Raw genomic sequence first — 18,502 nt, 5'->3', positions numbered from 1 at the left:
CCCACCCCGGCACCCCACCCGGCACCCGACCCAGCGCCGGATCCGGATCCAGCGCCGGAAACAGCACCGACCTACGACCCGCCGCCCTTCTGACGCACAGCATCGGCGGCGGCGACATCGAGATAGAGCGCCCAGAGTTCCTCCGCCACCGCATCCCAGGAGAAGTCGGCGGCTCGCAGGCGGCCGGCGGTCGAGAGTCGGACCGCCAGTTCGGGATCCGTCAGCACGGTCGAGATCGCCGCAGCCAGAGCCTCGACATCCCCGACCGGAACGCAGATGCCGGCGTCGCCGGCCACCTCGACGAGGGCGGCCGCGTCGGAATGGACCACCGGGATCCCACGGCTCATGGCTTCGAGCAGCGGCAGGCCGAACCCTTCCGATCGGCTGGGCACCACCTCGACCGATGCGCCGCCCAGCACTGCCGTGAGCTCTTCGTCGGGCAGTCGTCCGAGCACCAGGACGCGGTCCGCGATCCCACGGCGCAACGCCTCCTGCTCCACATCCGCGTCGCCCCAGCCCGGTTGCCCGACCACCACGAGTGGGACCATCGGATCCCGCCCCAGTGCCATCGCATCGAGCAGGATGTCCAGTCCCTTGCGCGGCTCCAGGGTGCCGACGACCAGGGCATAGCGGTCGGGCAACCCGAAGGACGCCTTCACCCGCTCGACCTCGGCGACTGGCACCGGTCCCTTGAGCGACGGCGCCGCGCCTTCGCTGATCACCTCGATCCGGCCGCCGACCCCCGCCTCGGCCAGCGCTGCGGCCACCGCGTTGGTCGGCACCACCAGTGCACCGGCGATGGCGGCGGCGCGCTCGATCATCAGGCGGTGCCAGGCCGCGCCGCGAGGGGTCAACGTCTCGGGGTGCGTGTACGGCACAGCGTCGTGCACCGTCACCACCAGCGACTGGCCACGCCGCAGCCGGGGCGGCGCGAGCGGGGTCAGCGCATGGATCACCCGGCCGGCGACGGTCGGCGGCAGCCCGCGCTCCCACAGTCGGGCGAGTACCCGGGCCTCCGCCGGCAGCCGGTACGGGCCGGCGACCTCGGGCACGCGAGCCGGCCGCAGGTCGCGGTGCCAGGCGGTGACTGCCCGCACCTGCCAGCCGCTCGGCACCGCAGCTCCGACCGCGGTTGCGACTTCACGCGAGTAACGACCGGTACCGCCGGGCACGCGCGCGAGCATCTGCTCGGTGATCAGGGTGAGCAGGCCCCCACCCTGGTGCGGTCGTTGCGGGTCCGGCATTCGTCAACTCCACCATCGGTGCAGGGTCTCCGGAACCACGCCGTTCATCATCAGCACGATTCCTCGACCGGTAAGTTCTTGCAGAATGTCACGAACCCGCCCCGGCGCGATCCCGCGGGTCGTCCTGGACGCCACCCCGCTGTTGGGGCAGCGGACCGGAATCGGCCGCTACACCGAGCATCTCCTCGCCGCGCTGGCGGCCCGGGACGACATCTCCGTCTCCGCCACGGCCTTCACCCTGCGGGGCTGGCGCGAACTCGCCGCCGCGGTCCCTCCGGGGGTATCGGTCCGCGCGCGCCCCTTTCCCGCCCGGTTGCTCCGCGCGGCCTGGCAGCGTACGGACCTGCCGCGGGTGGAATGGCTGATCGGGTCGGCCGACATCATGCACGGCACCAACTTCGTGCTGCCGCCCACCAGCCGCGCTGCGGGCGTTGTCACCATCCACGATCTCGCCTGGCTCACCCACCGCAACACCCTGCGCACCGAGAACGACGACCTGCGCATCCTCGTGCCGCGCGCCCTGCGTCAGGCCAAGGCGGTCTGCACCTTCGCCGAGGTCACGCGCCATGCGATCTCGACCGAATTCGGCTACCCGCTGGAACGAATCTTCCTGACCCCGCACGGCGTCGACCCGTCCTGGTTCGACCCACCGGCCGTCACCGACGAACAACGGGCCGTCTTGGACCTGCCGGACCGCTACTTCGTCTTCGTCGGGACCCGGGAGCCGCGCAAGGGACTGGACACCCTGCTGGCCGCCCACCGCCTGCTGCGTGACCGAATCGGCGACGACTGCCCCGACCTGCTCCTCGTCGGCCCGCAGGGCTGGGGCACCGACCATGCCGGCGCACCGCAACTCGGCGTCCGGCTGGCCGGCTACCTCCCCCAGGCGATCCTGCCGTCGGTCGTCGCCGGTTCGGTGGGACTCGTCCTGCCGAGCGTGGACGAGGGCTTCGGCATGCCGGCCATCGAGGCGCTCGCCTCGGGCGTCCCAGTGGTGACCACCGACATCCCGGTGCTCGCGGAGGTGACCGGCAGCGCCGCGCTGCGATTCCCGGTCTGCGACGAGACCGCGCTTTCCGCCCGCCTCCAGCAGGTGCTGGACGGCGAGGTTCCACCTTCGGTCGACCGGGTGGCCTGGGCCCGCCGGTTCACCTGGGAGAACTGCGCCGAGCAGACGATGCGCGCCTACCGCTGTGCGCTGGCGGCCCGCGCCACGGACACGACGTACTTCCCATAATCGCTGCTGCCCAGGCTGAGCCCGGCCGCCTCGCACTGCTCCGGGGTGATCCACTGCTGCGCGAGCGCGATCTCCTCCAGGCACGCGATGCGTCCGCCCTGCCGGTGCTGGATCACCTGGACGTACTGGCTGGCCTCGTTCAGCGATTCGTAGGTTCCGGTGTCCAGCCAGGCGAACCCGCGTCCCAGATCCTGCAGCCTGGCCCGTCCCTGCGACAGGTAGACCTTGTTGACGTCGGTGATCTCCAACTCGCCACGAGCGGACGGCTGCAGTGAACCGGAGATCTCGACGACGTCGTTCGAGTAGAAGTACAGTCCGGTGATCGCCCGGTTGCTGCGCGGTGCAGTCGGCTTCTCCTCGATCGAGAGCAGACGCCCGTCCTCGTCCGCTTCGCCGACGCCGTACCGCTCCGGGTCGGAGACCGCGTAGCCGAACAGCATGCAGCCGTCCACGTCCTGACGGGCGGTGCGGAGGATCTTCGTCAGGCCGGGACCGTGGAAGATGTTGTCCCCCAATACGAGTGCCACGTCGTCAGCACCGATGAACTCGGCCCCGATGACAAACGCCTGTGCGATCCCGTTGGGCGCCGGCTGCACCTTGTAGGTGATCGACATGCCCCACTTGCTGCCGTCGCCCAGGAGCCGGGCGAACGGTTCGGCGTCCTGCGGGGTGGTGATGATCAGCACCTCGCGGATCCCGGCCAGCATCAGCACCGACAGCGGGTAGTAGATCATCGGCTTGTCGTACACCGGCAGCAGTTGCTTCGATGTCGCAAGAGTGATCGGCCAGAGCCGGGAGCCCGTTCCGCCGGCCAGCACGATGCCCTTCATGGCTTTCCCTTTCCACGCGGTGCCTTCCGTGTGATGGACTGCCGCAGGAGCACGATACCTGGCGCGCCGCACGCATCTGGAAGGTCGAGCGCCGTAACCTCCTCAGGAAGGATGCCGGCCGAGCGGGGTTTGATGTGGGTGCGATGGAGCGGATGCGCGATGAGTACGGACGAGCGCGCCGCCGGGGGGCTCACGTCCTGATGCCGGAAGCGGTCACCTCGCCGATGGATCTGAACCCGACCCTCGAGGTGTCGGCGGCCATCATCGCCGACTGTGCACGTGAGGCAGATCTGTACCGGCTCCGCACGCATCAGCACACCGAGACCCATCACCACACCGAGGTTGCCGTTGATGACGGCCTTCTCGACCACGGCCTTCCCGACCACGGCCTTCTCGACGCCGGTATGCAGCAGGCCGCCGTGGGTGCGCCCGATCGAAAGGCCAAGCGCCACACGGCTTGACCGGCATCTCCACGAGAGCGGCAGCACCGCCGCATTCGGCAGGAGCACAGCCTGCGATACACCGAACCTCAGCTGGGCAGTCGCCGTCCGTCGAGCTTGGCGCCGCCGGACACCCGACCCGATCTGGTCGCGATCGCCGCCCGCAGGCCCAGGGCCACCCGCAGCACCGCCCGAACCGGGAACTGCCACACCCCGGGATGCCCGCCGGCCAGGTAGCGGTAGGCACTGCGGTGGTGCTCGGCGATCATGGTGGCGCCCTGGCGTTCTGCCGCGTGGCCGCCGATGTGGGTCACCACAGCATCCGGCACGTAGAGGTTCTCCCATCCGTGCTGCTGCATCCGGGCTCCGAGGTCGACGTCCTCGAAGTACATGAAGTAGTGCTCGTCGAACCCATCGATCTGGTCGAAAGCTTTGCGCCGCAACAGTAGACAGGAACCAGACAGCCAGCCGGCCGCCCGCTCGTGCACGCCGTTGTTCTCCGCCCGGTACTGCCTGGTCCACGGGTTCTTCGGCCAGATCCAGCCGAGCACCGCATGTCCGGCACCCAGCCAGATCGTCGGTAGCCGCCGGGCCGAGGGATACAGCACCCCGTCCGGAGTGAGGATCGCCGGGCCGAGCACACCGGCGGTGGGGTGCCGATGGGCGGCAGCGACCAGTACGTCCAGCGAGCCGGGGTGCAGCACCACATCGGGGTTGGCGATCAGCACGAACTCGGCGGACCGATCCACTACTGCTGCACCACGATTCGCGCCGGAGCCGAACCCGAGATTGCCGCCGGTCCGCAGCAACCGCACGCCCTCCCGGTGCTGCGCCTCCTCCACCGAGCCGTCGGTGGAACCGTTGTCGGCCAGCACGATGTCGGTCGGGCCCTGGTAGGCCGGGCCGACCGAGTCCAGGAAACTGGCCAGCGTCTCGCCCGGCGAATAGGTGACCACCACCACCCCGAGGATGCCTTCTGTGCCCGACCTCGGGTCGTCGCCACGGTGCTCGCTCATCGGGAACCCACCCCGATCCGGCGGTGCGGCGCCTGGTCCGCAACCCGGCGGTAGACCTCGAGACAGCTTGCGGCATGGGAACTCCAGGTGAAACCGGCCGCACGCTCGACCGCACGACGACCGAGGTCGGCACGTCTGTCCCCGTCCGCCAACAGGTCCCGCAGACCCTCGGCGATATCACCGGCGCCGACATCGCTGTAGGCCACCGCGTCGCCGCCCACCTCGGGGAGCGAGAGGCGCCTGGTGGTCAGCACTGCGGCGCCGCACGCCATGGCCTCCAGCACCGGCAGGCCGAAGCCCTCGCCCAGGCTCGGGTAGGCCACCAGTTCCGCTCCGCCGAGGTAACCGGCGAGCATCTCGATCGGCAGGTAGCCGGGCCGGATCACCTTGATACCAGCAGGAACCGCGCGGATCGCCGGTTCGACGGCGGAATCCCAGCCGGCCCCGCCGGCCAGCACCAACGCCGGCGGATCCGTCATGTTCTTGACGGCGGAGCAGAACCCGCGGATCAGCGCCGGCACGTTCTTGCGCGGCTCGAGGGTTCCGAGGAATGCGACGTACGGCTGGGTCCCGAGACCGAGATGCTCACGGGCAAAACGGATCTGCTCCTCCGACGGCACGGCGAAACGGGTGGTGTCCACGCCGAGCGGAATGACCGTCATGCGGCTGCGGTCGGCCCTGGCGTACCGCACCAGTTCGTCTGCCGTTGCCTGGCTGTCGACGACGCACTCCGCGGCCCGGCGCAGCGAGATCCGCGTCCAGGCACGGAAGAACCGGCCCTTGGCTCCCAGGTGCAGCCCCGGCTCGGAGAAGAAGATCGCGTCGTGCAGGGTCACGACGACCGGGACGCCGGCGGCGAGCGGCATCGTGTAGTGCGGGGCGTGGACGACCTGCACGCCGAGCCGGGACACCATGCGCGGCAACGTGACCTGCTCCCAGGCCAACCGGGCGGGCCGGGTCTCGAGTTCGTCCGCGATCGGCACCACCCTCGACTGCGGAGCGGCCGCGTCGAAGTGTTCGGCGTCCCGCCGCTGGCAGACGACGGTCAGTCGGGCGTCGGCCCGGTCCAGCGCTCTGGACAGCTCCTCGACGTACCGGCCGACGCCCCCGCGGTTCGCCGGGATGGCAGTGGCGTCGAGCAGGACAGCGGGATTGGGGTTGTGCTCCGTCATGGACCGTTCACGATCGTCGGGCCGGTGCTGACGGGTACGAGCTTCCCGGCCGCGTTCACCGTGCCGATCCACATCGACCGCTGCGCCGTCGAAGCCACGTTCGGGACGCGCTGCAACGGCTGCTCCCATGCGGTCAGGGTCGAGGTCAGATAGGGAGCCGGTGCGCCGGCCTGCCAGCCCACCGAAGTGGCGTCGAACACCACCACCAACGGTTCGGCGGTGGCTGCGCCGTTGGCCCGGTCGGTGAACTGCTTCCGCAACGTGACCAGGCCCGCAGCGGTCGGCTTCGGATAGACGACCGTCTCGTTGCCGCACCCTGCCTTGAACGTCGGGAGAAAGGTCGCCGACCCAGGGGCCGGCCCGGCCAGGATCACCGGGTGGTCCCCGACAGCCGCGCAGGCGATGCGCATCTCGGCGATCTGGGCCTGCGAATTCGCCAACCCCCAGAGGTGGGATCGGCCCCACACGACGACCGGGCTCACCACGATCCCGGCGGCCAGCAGCACCGCGAACACGCCGAACTGCGGTCGACGGACGGTCATTCGCCGGACCCGCTGGAGCTGCTGCAGCCGCATCAGCGGGTAGACCGCCGCGATGATCAGCCCGGGCAGCACCACCGGCAGGAACCGCCGCATCGCCCAGATCTGATCGGGGAAGATCGACACCTTGTTGAGGTAGAGCACGGCGACGCTGCTGACCGTGAGGGCGAACATCGCCAGCCGCGGATCACGGCGACCCACCGTTCTGGCCAGCAACAACGCGGCACCGACCGCGGCCAGGATGATCACCGGCCAGCTCAGGTACATCGCCAGCCACGACACCGACGACTCGCTGTAGGTCCGGGTCGGGTCGTACGGCAGGCCGAGACCTCGCTGCATCGAACCGAGCGCGCCGGCGAGCTGGCTGTCCAGGCGGGTGGTCCACCAGAGCGGACGGGAGATCATCACCAACCCGATGACGAGGGCCGCCACCAGCACCCACCTCGTCCAGCGGACGGTCCCGACGGCCAGGAACCGTCGCACCGGACCAAGGGGCACGAACGCTATGCCGACCGTCAGGAGGAAGGCCAGGATCGTCGCAACGAGCAACGGGAAGATGCCGCTCCACTCGCTGGCCTGGTAGACCGGCGAGTTGACCTTGCCGTCCAGGAGCGAGAACCCGTCCAGCACACCGGCACCGGCCGCCCAGGCCGTGCAGGCCAGCGCCGTCCGGACCCGTACTTCGCGACTCCGCGCCGCGATGGTCACGACGGCGAACCCGGCGAGCACACCGATGAGCGTGACGCCGCCGTCGATGCGGGCCAGCGAACCGACGCCGATCAGTAGACCGGCCGCGAAGAAATGGCCGAGTCTGCCCGTCTGCCAGGCGATCCAGAGCAAGGTCAGGCCACCGAAGGTGGACACCAGCGCCACCGGTTCGCTGTAGGCGCCGCGGCTGAACGCCACCATCGGCATGCACGCGGCCAGCGTGACCATCGGCACCAGCGCCCAGATGGGACCCAGCAGCCGGCGGGCGAAACCGTAGACGGCGAGCAGACCGACCGCACCGACGAGCAGGTTGCCGACCAGGACCCCCTTGAGCCCGACGAACCAGCCCAGCACCGCCAGCAGACCGGGCAGCAGCGCGTTCGACTGGGGGTACAGGGTGGTGCCGATGTCGGGGAAGGCCAGGGACGAGATGCCGACCCCCGGTACCCCGGCGGAGTCGAGGGCCTCCTTGGACGAGTCCATCAACGGCGTCGCGTGGTCGACCAGCCACAGTGCCCGCAGCGTGTAGATGCCGGGGTCCCTCGTCAGGACGACGTACGCGGAGTAGTGCTGACGGTTGAACCACAACCACACGACCATGACGAACAGGGCCAGCCCGGCACCGACGGCGGCGCGCTGGGCGAGATTGCCGCTCTCGGTGCTGCCCGCCTTCGCCGTCCTCTTCGACCACCACTGCGGCACGGACTGCAGCTCGAGATAGCGCGACGGCGTCCAGCGCCAGAGCGCGACCACCAGCACGACCGCCGCCGGGAAGACGACCGCCGGGAGGAAGACGTGGAAGATGACGGCCAGCCCGACCGGGATGGCGGCCACCAAGAACACGCTGACGATGCGGTCCGGCAGCGCGACGAGCACCGATCCCACCCGGCCCGACCATGGATCGCGAGCCGTCAGGACAGCCTCGTCCAGCTCCCCGGCGGTGGCGACGCCGCCACCGGACGCGGGCAGGTCGGTCACGCGGGCGCTCACCTTCGCATCAGGTTCGAGGGGACGGGCGGCGCTGTTCGACCGGGACCCGAGGGAAATCAGACTGTACAACAGCAGGCTGAGCCGCCCGGCGCACGCGACGGCCGCCCGGCGGACGGCACGGAACCGCGTGGCGGCGGACGCGTCGCCCGTTCAGCCGCAGGCCAGGGCCATCAATCTGGCCGCCTTGAGCTCGGTCTCGCACCACTCGGCCTCCGGATCGGAGGAGTGGGTGATACCGGCTCCGGTCCCGAAGTTCAGCATCCGTCCAGTCGGTCCGGTACTGGTGAAGAAGGTCCGGATGCCGACGGCGAGCACCGCCTCGCCCCGGTCCGCGTCGATGAACCCGATGGCCCCGCAGTACGGACCGCGGACCACCGGCTCGAGCTCGCGGATCACCTGCAGCGCGGTGTGCTTGGGAGCGCCGGACACCGATCCGGGCGGGAAGGTGGCGGCAAGCAGGGCGCTCCAGCCGACCTCGGGTCGCAGCCGCGCCTCGACGGTCGACACCAGGTGCGCCAGCCCGGGATGCTCCTGCCGGGCGGCCAGCATGCTCACCCGCACCGAACCGGCGACCGCGACCCGCCCGAGATCGTTGCGGACCAGGTCGGTGATCATGATGTTCTCCGGGAAGTCCTTGTCCGCGAAGGGTTCTCCTGGGCCGGCGGTCCCCTTGACCGGCGAGCTGGCGACCTGGGCTCCGGAACGGGACAGGAACAGCTCCGGGGACGCCGACACCATCCACTCCGAGCCGGTGTGCAGCACGCCCTGGTAGGGCGCTGGATTGCCGTCCGCGAGCAGTGCGGCGAGGCCACGTGGATCGGCGTGGTCCGGCAGCGGGGTGGAGAGCACGCGGCAGAGGTTCACCTGGTAGACGTCGCCACGGGCGATGCGCTCTCGGATGGTGCGCACCCCCGCCACGTACCCGTCGTGATCCAGCGAGCTCTGCCACGAGCCCGGTTCCGGACCCTGCCAGGATGCGCTGCACTCCGTCGCTGACGGTCGGCCCACCCGCTGTAGCCCGGTGGGGCGGACGTCGGCGAATCTGTACGCCATCAGGCTGCCCTCGAACGTGGCGGCGACGGCCCACCAGCCGCCGCTGCGCTCGATCGCGTCCGGGGTGACGGTGAGGTCGACCACGTCGATCAGGTCGGTGGCCTCGAACCCGCCGAACGAGGCCATCGCCGCCGGCCGTGCCCCCGGCGCTCCGGCCGGCGAGCCCGGGTGGAGCTCCTGCATCGGCGGGCGGAGCGCCTCCGTCGGCGGGCGGTCGGTCGGCGACTCGCTGATGGTGGACATGATGCGTCCCAGCGTAGGGCTGGAACCGCCTCGAGCCACCCCCGCGCCGAGCCTGGAAATTCCGGTGCAGGACCAGCCTGGGAACTACCGGTGCAGACGAGCCTGGAACTACCGGGGCAGGAGGTGGTTGAACCTGCCGCCGAGCCCGGCGAGGGCGATGACGTTCTGCGGGACCGCGGTGACCGGTTTGACCCCGCCGACGGACGCCCAGCCGGCGACCGGGATTGCCTTGCCCGAGATCACCCGGTAGACATTCGGGCGTCCATAGCTCTGCAGGTAGGCGTTGTCGGCCGGGTGCCACTTGAGGTGGGACCAGACCCCCGCCATCCCACCGTGCGACACGGCTGCGGCGTCGATGGCGATTGCGGGCTTGACGCCGCCGATGGCCGCCCAGGAGGACACCCAGAGCGGGGCGCCGCCGGACATCCGGTACACCGCGCCGTCGCTGGTGGTCCGCACGAAGGTGCCGTCAACGGGGTACGCCCGCAGATGCGACCAGTTGCCGCTGCTCCCTGCATAGGAGATGGCCAGCGGATCCACGTCGGTCGTCGGGAAGACCCCACCCATCGCGGCCCACCGGGAGACGTAGACCGGAGCCCCGCCGACCACCTTGAAGACTGCGCCGACTCCGGCGGTCCGGAGGTAGGTGCCATCCGCCGGGTACTGCGGCAGGCGGGCGACCGTGGTGTGGGCCACCAGCTTCGTCGGCTTCACACCTCCGAAAGGCGTCCAGGAATGGACGGCGATGGGCGCGCCGCCGGCCATCCGGAAGACGGAGTTGGTGCTCGCATCGCGGAAGAACTCACCGTTCCTCGGTACCGCAGCAGTGACGACCGGCGCCGGGACGACGGCCTGACCGGCGTCCACCGCGTTGGTGAACTCCGTGGTGTTGAACAGGCCGTGGGCGCCGGTGACGGTACCCATTCCGATGAACCGGTAGTTCGGCGCCAGGATGTTGGCCTTGTGATCGGGTGAGTTCATGTAGGCCGTGAAGAGCTGGGCGGCGGTCGTGCCCGTGGACGACGACCAGGCGACGTTCTCGCCCCACGAGGTCCGGTTGGACGCGCCATAGCTGGTGACCATCGTCCAGGCGTTGGGATTGTGCTGGAGGTTGTAGCCGGTGGAGCCGTTCTGCATCTGCGACGACCACCAGACGGACAACTGCGTCAGGCCCTTGGCCTCGGTCACTGCCGGTGCGCCGACGGAAGCGCGCGCCCGGTTCACCAGCTGGACCATCTGGGCGTCGAAGCTGACGGCCTGCGCGAGGGAAGCCATCGGAGCCGCCGCTGCCAGCGACGCAGATCCGACAGACGCAGAACCCACCGAGCCAGCGATCGGCGAGGCAGACGCGGGTGACGCCGCGAGCACCGCTGCGGCGGCCACGGCCGTCACGGTCACACCTGCTCGTCTCGCCCAGCCCGTGTACAGGCTCCTGTTGCTCTTCATCTGCGATCACTCCAGTCACTGAACGTCATGGTTGCGCGACGCCTTCCCCGATGAACCGAGTGTAACTGTGGATATACAAGGAGTAACAGAGTCTCTGAGGGTGAAGAATTGATTCCGGAACGTGGCCGTTTCGACACCTTTGTACAACGTAAATCCCCTCGGCGAGGAGCTACCGGCCCGACGACACCATTGCCAATGCCGCCGACACTCGGAATTTCCCGATCTGACTACAGAAAGTAAGCAGCGTTGTTGACCGTCGGACGATGGACCTGAGTCACCGGACGGACCTGGGTACCTCTGGTGACGCGGGGCTCAACCCCGCGTAGGGGAGAACTCGGCGCGGTGGGCCGCGAAGGCGTCGGACAGCGCGGCACGCCAGTCCGGCAGCGGCGTGAGACCGGCCTCGTTCCAGGCCCGGGGCGACAGCACCGAGTACGCCGGCCGCGGGGCAGGCCGCGGGAACTCCGCCGTGGTGATCGGCAAGACGCGCTCCGGGTCGGCACCGAGTTCTTCGAACACCGCTCGCGCAAAACCGCACCACGAGGTCTGGCCCGCGCCGGTGGCGTGCAGGACACCGCCCGGTACGTCGGCCCCCGCCAGCTGGATCAGCCCGGCCGCCAGATCGGCGGTCCAGGTTGGCGACCCGACCTGGTCGTCGACGACGCTCACGGTGTCGCGGGAGCCCTCGAGCATCACCATGGTCTTGACGAAGTTGCTGCCGGTGGCTCCGTAGACCCACGCCGTGCGCACCACGTGGGCGGCCGGGTGCGCGGACCGGACGGCGATTTCACCGGCCAGCTTGGTCGCGCCGTAGACGCTCCGCGGGCCGGTCGGATCATCAACCTCGTAGGCCCGGGTCGCGTCGCCGGGAAAGACGTAGTCGGTCGACACGTGGATCAGGCCGATCCCCTGTGCCGCAGCCGCTTTCGCCAGGTTCTGGGCGCCGACGACGTTGACCGCCCTGGCCCCGGGCTCGTCCGTCTCGGCCGCGTCGACCGCGGTGTAGGCGGCCGCGTTGACGATCACCTTGCGAGCACCGGCCTGGCCCGATGAGGAGCTGTCGTCGTCACCGACGGCATGGCGTCCGGTGTCGTTGGCGAAGTGGGCGACCGCAGCCTCGACCGCTTCCGGATCGGTGATGTCGAGATCGGCGGACCCCAGCCCGACGGCCGGGATCGACAGTGCCGCAGCACGGCGCAACAGGTCGGCGCCCAGCTGACCGCGGGCACCGGTGACGAGCAGCGCGGTCATCGATCGATGACCGCGCGACCCTTGAGCGGCTCCCACCAGTCGCGGTTGTCGCGGTACCAGGCAATGGTGTCGGCCAGGCCCTGCTCGAACGGCACCTGCGGGGTGTAGCCCAGCTCGTTCTTGATCTTGGAGATGTCGACCGAGTAGCGGCGGTCGTGCCCGCCACCGCGAGGGTCGTGGATGCGCTCGATGGACGACTCGTCCCGGCCGGTGGCCTCGAGGAGCTTGTACGTCAGCTCGGCGTTGGTCAGTTCGGTGCCGCCGCCGATGTTGTAGACCTCCCCCGGACGTCCGCCGGTCAGCACCAACGCGATACCGCGGCAGTGGTCGTCGACGTGCAGCCAGTCGCGGACGTTCGCGCCCTCGCCGTAGAGCGGGACGGTCTGGCCGTCCATCAGGTTGGTGACGAAGAGCGGGATGACCTTCTCCGGGAACTGGTACGGCCCGTAGTTGTTCGAGCAGCGGGTGATCGCCACCGGCACGCCATGGGTCTTCGCGTAGGCCCTGGCGATCAGATCGGACGAGGCCTTGGACGCCGAGTACGGCGAATTCGGTGCCAGCGGCCAGTTCTCGTCCCAGGAGCCCTCGTCGATCGACCCGTAGACCTCGTCGGTCGAGACGTGGACGAACTTGGTGAGCTTGGTGGAGAGTGCGGCCTGCAGCAGCGTCTGGGTGCCGAGGACGTTCGTCAGGACGAAGTCGGCGCCGCCGAGGATGGACCGGTCGACGTGCGATTCCGCTGCGAAGTGCACCACCGCATCGACCTGACCGACGAGCTTGGTGGCCAGTTCCGCGTCGCAGATGTCGCCGTGCACGAACTCATACCGGTCCGCGGAGTCCTCCACGGTAGCCAGGTTGGCGAGATTGCCCGCGTAGGTCAGCTTGTCGAGCACCGTGACGTGCGCGCCCTCCAGACCGGGGTAGGTGTCGGCCAGGACGTTGCGGGTGAAGGCCGAACCAATGAATCCGGCGCCGCCGGTCACGAGAATGCGCATGGTCGGTCATTCTGCCTCACCGATCCGCGGGACCCGACACACGCACACACCCGGTACGGAGGTGGTCACGGGCAGTAGGACCTGCGTCAGGCACCCCGGTGCCTTCACCGACCGTCACCCCACGGCAGAGCGGATTGATCGGGCCAGGTCCCGGAAGAGGGGGCGCGTCGACGGTTGGTCGACCCCCGGATTCCTGGTTCTTCTCGTTACCCTCGACCAAGGCGTCCGTACTCCGGCACGCCCGCGCAACCGCGAACCGCGACCGGGCGTCCTCATCAACAGCCACCTCCCCCTCTACGCCCGCCCCACCGCTATTTTCCCTCTACCGGAGACGAGTCCGCTCGTCCACACGAAAGGTCCGCCGCGATGAACAGGCCCCCTGACGACGATCCGCAGCGCGGACCTCGGCGTTACGGACCCAACGGCGGCGGAGACATTCCTCGTGCCAGGGACCCGCGTGCCCAGGACCCCCGCGGACGGGACCCACGCGCGCAGGACCCCCGTGCGCAGGACCCCCGCGGGCGGGACCCCCGTGCGCAGGACCCCCGTGCGCGGGACCCCCGTGGGCGGGACCCACGGTTCGACCCGAACAACCCCCCTCCGCGGCAGACGCCGCAGAATCCCGGGCCGGTGCCACCGGCAGCCCGACCGCAAGGCCCGCCGCCGAATCGGCAGCCCTCGCCCGGCCGGCAGCAGCCACCCCGTCTGCCCGAGCGTCAGGCCTGGTCGGACCTGGCCGACGGCGACCCCGGTCGGGACCGGACAGCGATCTACCCGCCGGGCGCGCTCGGCTTCGACCGGCCCATCCCCCAGGGCCAACCCGTCCCCGAGGGCCCTCGCGGTCAGGTCCCGCTCCGAGGTCCGATCCCGCCGGGGCGGCAGGTTCCTCGCGCACAGGGCCAGCGGAATCAGGGCCGGGCGCTCGACCCGTACCGCCCTGTCCCCGACCAGGAGCAGCGGCGCCGCACCCCGGGCGTCATCCTGGCCGGCCGGATCATCGCGGCCGTGCTCTCGGTTGCGGTGCTGGCCGGATTCGCTCTCGCCTGGGGCTTCGCGAACAACGCCACGTCGAGGGTGGCCACGGGCAACGACACATCGAAGGCCGGCCAGGCCGGAGTGCTGTTCCGCGGCGGCACCAACATCCTGCTGATCGGCTCCGACTCCCGCACCGACCAGCAGGGGAATCCGCTCACCGCCGCCGAACTCGCGGCCGTGAGCACCCAGGCCGACGGCGGCAGCGTCAACACCGACACCATCATGATCGTGCACATCCCGGAGGGCGGCGGGAAGGCCACCGCCGTCTCGCTCCCCCGTGACACCTGGATCCCGAAGTCGGTCACCGACATCGTGATCGGTCCGTACGAGGATGGCACCAGGGGCCCGTACAAGCCGAACAAGATCAACTCGTTCTACAGCACCGCCCGCTTCTACACCCAGCAGTTCGAGGTCTCCAAGGGCGTGAAGGACAAGCCCCAGATCGAGCGGGACGCCAACAACGCCGGACGAACCGAACTCCAGGCGATCATCCAGGCCTTCACCGGTCTGCACATCGACCACTACGCCGAGGTCAACCTGATCGGCTTCTACACGCTCTCGAACGCCATCGGCGGGGTGCCGGTCTGCCTGAACGCCGCCGTCAGCGACCCGTTCTCGGGGGCCAACTTCAAGGCAGGTCCGCAGGAGATCTCCGGTAGCGCAGCGATGTCGTTCGTCCGACAACGGCATGGTCTGCCTGGCGGTGACCTCGACCGGGTGCGACGTCAGCAGGCTTTCCTGGCCGGGGCGACCAGCAAGATGCTGTCCGCCGGTGTGCTTGGCTCACCGAGCAAGCTGTCCAGCCTGCTCGACGCGGCCGGGCGCTCGCTGGTCCTCGATTCGGGTTTCGACCTGCTGACGTTCGCGGCCCAGATGGCCGACCTGTCCGGCGGGAACGTGACCTTCTCGACGATCCCGATCAGCGGCACCGAGACCTCGACCAACACCGATGCCCTGGCCACCGACCCGACTCAGATCAAGGCGTTCTTCTCGGCGATCAACGGCAAGTCGGCGACGAAACCTGGAACGACGGCCGGCGCCACCTCCGGGCGGGCGACCACCTCGTCGGCCGCTGCGTCTTTCGACCCGGGCTCCGTGACGGTCGACGTGCAGAACGCCACCAAGATCAACAACCTCGCAGCCTCGGTGTCCGCGAGGCTGGCAGCGGCCGGCTTCGTCGCCGGCGATGTCATCACCTTCCCCGGCATCACGGCGGCCACCGCCCACGCGACGACGACCATCTCCTATCCGACCGGGGCCAAGGATGCGGCCACTGCCGTACAGAAGGCGCTCGGCGGCAAAGGCAAACTCGTGGTGGACGACTCGATCTCGGGTGGCCACATCTCGGTCGCGGCCGGCCAGGACATGCCGGCTCCGTCCGGCCTACGGGCGTTGGGGCTGAGCGATCTCGCTGCGGGCGCCGTCACGATCCCACTGGCGCAGGCTGCCCCGGCCACCACCACGGGCCCGGCGCCGATCTCCGCTGCCACGGTCGGCTGCGTCAACTGATGCCGACCGACAACACCTCGAACGTCACCGCCGCGCTGCTCGGACCCTTGATGCGCGGCGACGCCCATCGACCGCGGGTCACCACCTACTCGGGTGGGTTCCGGACAGAGTTGTCCACGGCCTCGCTGGCGAACTGGTCGGCGAAGGTAGCCGGGCTGCTGCTGGACGAACTCGGTTGCCGCCCCGGCGATCTCGTCCATGTCGGAGTCGGTGCCGGCTGGCAGACCGCGCCGATTCTGCTGGGTTCGTGGTGGGCCGGCCTGACGGTGACCGACCTGGATCTGCCCGAGGCCGCTGCGTCGTTCGTCTCGGACGGGGCCGATCCTTCGATCGGCGCTGCGGACGAGGTCTTCGTCGTCTCCGGTCACCCACTCGGTGCGCCCAGCCAGCAGATCGCAGCCCATCAAAGGGATTTCACCACCGCGGTCCTGCCGCAGGCCGACCGGTTCGCCCCCCGGGGACCGGCCGATGCGGGCGCCGTACTCACCTCGGCAGGTCGGGTGCCGGTCGACGACCTGCTGGCCGCAGCCCGCGGTGTCGCACTGCATCCCGGTGCCAGGCTGGCGTCGATCCTGCCGTGGTTCCTGCCCCATGGCGTCGCCGGAACGCTCCTGGCCGCGCTGGCGGCCGACGGGTCGCTGGTGCACTCGGACTCGACCGGCCAGACCCTGATCGACCAGGCCGTGGCCGAGCGCGCCACCGTCACCGCCGGATTCGACGTGACCGGGCTCGCCCGGCTCGGCTGAGCCGACCGCGATGGGTGCACCAGCCGTGCCGCGTCATCTGGAAGTACTGGAATCAGGACGCCAGCCGGTCGGGCCGATCAGCAGTAGCCGGCCGGGCCGATCGGCCGTCACTGATGAAGCGGCTGCCGGCTGGTGAGCCTCAGCGGAGCAGCGAGCGGGCCATCACCAGTCGCTGGACCTGGTTGGTGCCCTCGTAGATCTGGGTGATCTTGGCGTCACGCATCATCCGCTCGACCGGGAAGTCGCGGGTGTAGCCGGCGCCGCCGAGCAGCTGGACCGCGTCGACGGTGACCTTCATCGCCACGTCGGACGCAAGGCACTTCGCAGCCGAGGCCAGGAAGCCCTTGTTGGCGTCGCCCCGCTCGGTGGCCGCGGCCGCCTGGTAGACGAGCGTGCGGGCCGCCTCGATCTCCATCGCCATGTCGGCGATCATGAACTGCAGGCCCTGGAACTCGGCCAGTTTCTTCCCGAACTGCTTGCGCTCCTTGACGTAGGCGATCGCAACGTCGAGGGCACCCTGGGCGATGCCGACAGCCTGGGCCCCGATCGTCGGGCGGGTGTGGTCGAGGGTGGCCAGCGCGGTCTTGAATCCGGTGCCCGGCGCGCCGATGATCCGGTCGCCCGGGATCCGGCAGTCGAGGAAGTGGATCTCGCGGGTCGGCGAGCCCTTGATGCCGAGCTTGCGTTCCTTGGATCCGACCTCGAACCCGGGATCGCCGGAGTGCACGACGAACGCGGAGATGCCGTTCGCCTTCTTGTCGGGGTCGGTGACGGCCATGACGGTGTACCAGTCGGAGATGCCGGCGTTGGTGATCCAGCACTTCGTGCCATTCAGGATCCAGTCGTCGCCATCGGCCCTGGCTCTGGTGCGCATGGCCGCCGCATCGCTGCCGGCCTCCCGCTCCGAGAGGGCGTAGGAGATCATCGACTCGCCCGAGGCGATGGAGGGCAGCACCTTCTTCTTCAGTTCCTCCGACCCCGACAGGATGATCGGCATGGACCCGAGCTTGTTGACCGCCGGGATCAGCGACGACGAGGCGCAGGCCCTGGCCACCTCCTCGATGACGACGACCGTCGCCACCGCGTCGGCGCCGGCCCCTTCATAGGCCTCCGGGATGTGGACCGCCGAGAAGCCGGAGGCTTCGAGGGCCTTCTGCGCCTCGATCGGGTACCGCTCCTGCTCGTCGACATCGGCCGCGTAGGGCTGGATCTCGCGATCGGCGATCTCCCGGACCGCCTCCCGGATGGCACGGTGGTCGTCCGTCAGGTTGAAAAGGTCTGAGCTCATCGCTTCGTCTCCATCACGCGCCTATGGGTGTTCGAGGGTGACCGGGCCAGGACCTCAGAACGGGGCTACTGGCCGGTAACTTGGGATAGTAGTCCGGTCTGCGACCGGTAGCGTCATGACGATGGGCACAACGCTGGACGAGGTCGGCGCACGCGAGTCGTGGCGCTGTTGGCTGTGCGACGAACCGGTCGAGAAGGACAAGTCGGTGAACGACGCGCGCGGCCCGAGCATCGACAGCATCAATGTCGCGGGCAAGAGCGGGTCGGGGAAGGGCGGCAAGGCCGTACCCGGGCCCGAGCGGTTGGCGCATCGCTCGTGCAACACGAGGAAGGGTGCCGTCAAGCCCGTCATCCCGTGGCCGAACCGCCTGTTCGTCATCGAACCGGCCCCGATCATCGGGGTGGTGGAACGCCTCGGCCGCAAGGGCGGGCGCGAGGTGGTGGCCCGTTGCCCGAGCCGGGCCGACGCGGACGAGGCGGGCAAGTGGCTGATCGACCGGCTCTCGCGCCTCGCCCCCGACCTGCGCGTGACGACCAGCGCCGAACCCGGCGGCGGCCAGTTCATGTTGGTGCTCAAAACCTCGTAGCGCAGCGCCGTTCCGTCGCTGCGTCGTTGCGCGTCGCTGCGTCGTTGCGCGGCGCTGCGTCGCTGCGCGTCGTTGGGGGCGGGGGGGTGGGCGCGTGTTCGAGGCCGCGGCAGGGCGCCCCCCCGCGGGGGCCGCCCCGCCGCCCGGGGGCGGGGCAGAGGGCGCGGGGGGTGG

The 18,502-nt window shown here is 69.8% G+C and carries 15 protein-coding genes; 5 read left to right on the top strand and 10 right to left on the bottom strand.

What is annotated here, in order from left to right:
• Nucleotides 1-71: 71 nt before the first annotated feature.
• A complete protein-coding gene (locus ABIB25_RS28435) occupies nucleotides 72-1,244 on the bottom strand; it encodes a glycosyltransferase family 4 protein (RefSeq protein ID WP_354531878.1) in 1,173 nt (390 codons plus the stop codon).
• A gap of 85 nt (nucleotides 1,245-1,329) precedes the next feature.
• Between ABIB25_RS28435 and ABIB25_RS28430 the strand changes: the two genes are divergently transcribed.
• Nucleotides 1,330-2,481 carry a glycosyltransferase family 4 protein gene (locus tag ABIB25_RS28430; protein ID WP_354531877.1) on the top strand — a complete coding sequence of 384 codons (1,152 nt, stop codon included), beginning with the start codon at nucleotides 1,330-1,332 and terminating at the stop codon, nucleotides 2,479-2,481.
• On the opposite strand, the gene rfbA is transcribed toward ABIB25_RS28430, so the two are convergent.
• A complete protein-coding gene (gene rfbA / locus ABIB25_RS28425) occupies nucleotides 2,430-3,311 on the bottom strand; it encodes a glucose-1-phosphate thymidylyltransferase RfbA (RefSeq protein WP_354531876.1) in 882 nt (293 codons plus the stop codon). The genes ABIB25_RS28430 and rfbA overlap by 52 nt on opposite strands.
• A 143-nt stretch (nucleotides 3,312-3,454) precedes the next feature.
• On the opposite strand from rfbA, the gene ABIB25_RS28420 reads away from it, so the two are divergent.
• Complete coding sequence (locus tag ABIB25_RS28420; protein ID WP_354531875.1) at nucleotides 3,455-3,772, top strand: hypothetical protein; 318 nt, start codon at nucleotides 3,455-3,457, stop codon at nucleotides 3,770-3,772.
• Nucleotides 3,773-3,840: 68 nt separating this feature from the next.
• Here the strand turns inward: ABIB25_RS28420 and ABIB25_RS28415 are convergent, their stop codons facing one another.
• The 7 genes from ABIB25_RS28415 to rfbB all read right to left on the bottom strand — a co-directional run bounded on the left by ABIB25_RS28415 (nucleotide 3,841) and on the right by rfbB (nucleotide 13,164).
• Nucleotides 3,841-4,767, bottom strand: a complete 927-nt coding sequence (locus ABIB25_RS28415; protein WP_354531874.1) for a glycosyltransferase family 2 protein — start codon at nucleotides 4,765-4,767, stop codon at nucleotides 3,841-3,843.
• Complete coding sequence (locus ABIB25_RS28410) at nucleotides 4,764-5,939, bottom strand: glycosyltransferase family 4 protein (RefSeq protein ID WP_354531873.1); 1,176 nt, start codon at nucleotides 5,937-5,939, stop codon at nucleotides 4,764-4,766. Before ABIB25_RS28410 ends, ABIB25_RS28415 begins: the two co-directional genes overlap by 4 nt.
• Nucleotides 5,936-8,164, bottom strand: a complete 2,229-nt coding sequence (locus ABIB25_RS28405; RefSeq protein ID WP_354531872.1) for a glycosyltransferase family 39 protein — start codon at nucleotides 8,162-8,164, stop codon at nucleotides 5,936-5,938. The genes ABIB25_RS28410 and ABIB25_RS28405 overlap by 4 nt, the downstream gene beginning before the upstream one ends.
• Before the next feature lie 162 nt (nucleotides 8,165-8,326).
• Entirely contained in the window at nucleotides 8,327-9,472 is a 1,146-nt protein-coding gene (locus ABIB25_RS28400) for a chorismate-binding protein (RefSeq protein WP_354531871.1), read from the bottom strand.
• Between the two features lie 108 nt (nucleotides 9,473-9,580).
• On the bottom strand, nucleotides 9,581-10,864 hold the full coding sequence (locus ABIB25_RS28395; RefSeq protein WP_354531870.1) for a CAP domain-containing protein: 1,284 nt from the start codon (nucleotides 10,862-10,864) through the stop codon (nucleotides 9,581-9,583).
• Between the two features lie 366 nt (nucleotides 10,865-11,230).
• A complete protein-coding gene (gene rfbD / locus ABIB25_RS28390; protein WP_354531869.1) occupies nucleotides 11,231-12,169 on the bottom strand; it encodes a dTDP-4-dehydrorhamnose reductase in 939 nt (312 codons plus the stop codon).
• Complete coding sequence (gene rfbB, locus ABIB25_RS28385) at nucleotides 12,166-13,164, bottom strand: dTDP-glucose 4,6-dehydratase (protein WP_354531868.1); 999 nt, start codon at nucleotides 13,162-13,164, stop codon at nucleotides 12,166-12,168. Before rfbB ends, rfbD begins: the two co-directional genes overlap by 4 nt.
• A gap of 630 nt (nucleotides 13,165-13,794) precedes the next feature.
• Here rfbB and ABIB25_RS28380 point away from each other — a divergent pair.
• Entirely contained in the window at nucleotides 13,795-15,708 is a 1,914-nt protein-coding gene (locus ABIB25_RS28380; protein ID WP_354531867.1) for an LCP family glycopolymer transferase, read from the top strand.
• Nucleotides 15,708-16,454: a TIGR03089 family protein gene (locus ABIB25_RS28375; RefSeq protein WP_354531866.1), complete on the top strand. Its 747-nt coding sequence runs from the start codon at nucleotides 15,708-15,710 to the stop codon at nucleotides 16,452-16,454. The genes ABIB25_RS28380 and ABIB25_RS28375 overlap by 1 nt, the downstream gene beginning before the upstream one ends.
• A 139-nt stretch (nucleotides 16,455-16,593) precedes the next feature.
• On the opposite strand, the gene ABIB25_RS28370 is transcribed toward ABIB25_RS28375, so the two are convergent.
• Nucleotides 16,594-17,742 carry an acyl-CoA dehydrogenase family protein gene (locus ABIB25_RS28370; protein ID WP_354531865.1) on the bottom strand — a complete coding sequence of 383 codons (1,149 nt, stop codon included), beginning with the start codon at nucleotides 17,740-17,742 and terminating at the stop codon, nucleotides 16,594-16,596.
• A gap of 121 nt (nucleotides 17,743-17,863) precedes the next feature.
• On the opposite strand from ABIB25_RS28370, the gene ABIB25_RS28365 reads away from it, so the two are divergent.
• The gene (locus ABIB25_RS28365) at nucleotides 17,864-18,328 is read left to right on the top strand and encodes a hypothetical protein (protein WP_502919926.1); all 465 of its coding nucleotides are present in this window, start codon (nucleotides 17,864-17,866) and stop codon (nucleotides 18,326-18,328) included.
• The last annotated feature ends 174 nt before the right edge of the window (nucleotides 18,329-18,502 follow it).

It is taken from the genome of Nakamurella sp. UYEF19, assembly GCF_040546275.1.
GTDB lineage: Bacteria > Actinomycetota > Actinomycetes > Mycobacteriales > Nakamurellaceae > Nakamurella.
Note: the sequence above shows the minus strand (reverse complement) of the source record. Positions and strands in the feature narration are given on the sequence as shown.

Bases quoted from the DNA above. Each gene is read 5' to 3' on its own strand.
- ABIB25_RS28420 (WP_354531875.1), top strand. From the start codon at position 3,455: ATGGAGCGGATGCGCGATGAGTACGGACGAGCGCGCCGCCGGGGGGCT.
- rfbD (WP_354531869.1), bottom strand. From the start codon at position 12,169: ATGACCGCGCTGCTCGTCACCGGTGCCCGCGGTCAGCTGGGCGCCGAC.
- ABIB25_RS28375 (WP_354531866.1), top strand. From the start codon at position 15,708: ATGCCGACCGACAACACCTCGAACGTCACCGCCGCGCTGCTCGGACCC.
- ABIB25_RS28415 (WP_354531874.1), bottom strand. From the start codon at position 4,767: ATGAGCGAGCACCGTGGCGACGACCCGAGGTCGGGCACAGAAGGCATC.
- rfbA (WP_354531876.1), bottom strand. From the start codon at position 3,311: ATGAAGGGCATCGTGCTGGCCGGCGGAACGGGCTCCCGGCTCTGGCCG.
- rfbB (WP_354531868.1), bottom strand. From the start codon at position 13,164: ATGCGCATTCTCGTGACCGGCGGCGCCGGATTCATTGGTTCGGCCTTC.
- ABIB25_RS28435 (WP_354531878.1), bottom strand. From the start codon at position 1,244: ATGCCGGACCCGCAACGACCGCACCAGGGTGGGGGCCTGCTCACCCTG.
- ABIB25_RS28370 (WP_354531865.1), bottom strand. From the start codon at position 17,742: ATGAGCTCAGACCTTTTCAACCTGACGGACGACCACCGTGCCATCCGG.
- ABIB25_RS28430 (WP_354531877.1), top strand. From the start codon at position 1,330: ATGTCACGAACCCGCCCCGGCGCGATCCCGCGGGTCGTCCTGGACGCC.
- ABIB25_RS28365 (WP_502919926.1), top strand. From the start codon at position 17,864: ATGGGCACAACGCTGGACGAGGTCGGCGCACGCGAGTCGTGGCGCTGT.
- ABIB25_RS28410 (WP_354531873.1), bottom strand. From the start codon at position 5,939: ATGACGGAGCACAACCCCAATCCCGCTGTCCTGCTCGACGCCACTGCC.
- ABIB25_RS28400 (WP_354531871.1), bottom strand. From the start codon at position 9,472: ATGTCCACCATCAGCGAGTCGCCGACCGACCGCCCGCCGACGGAGGCG.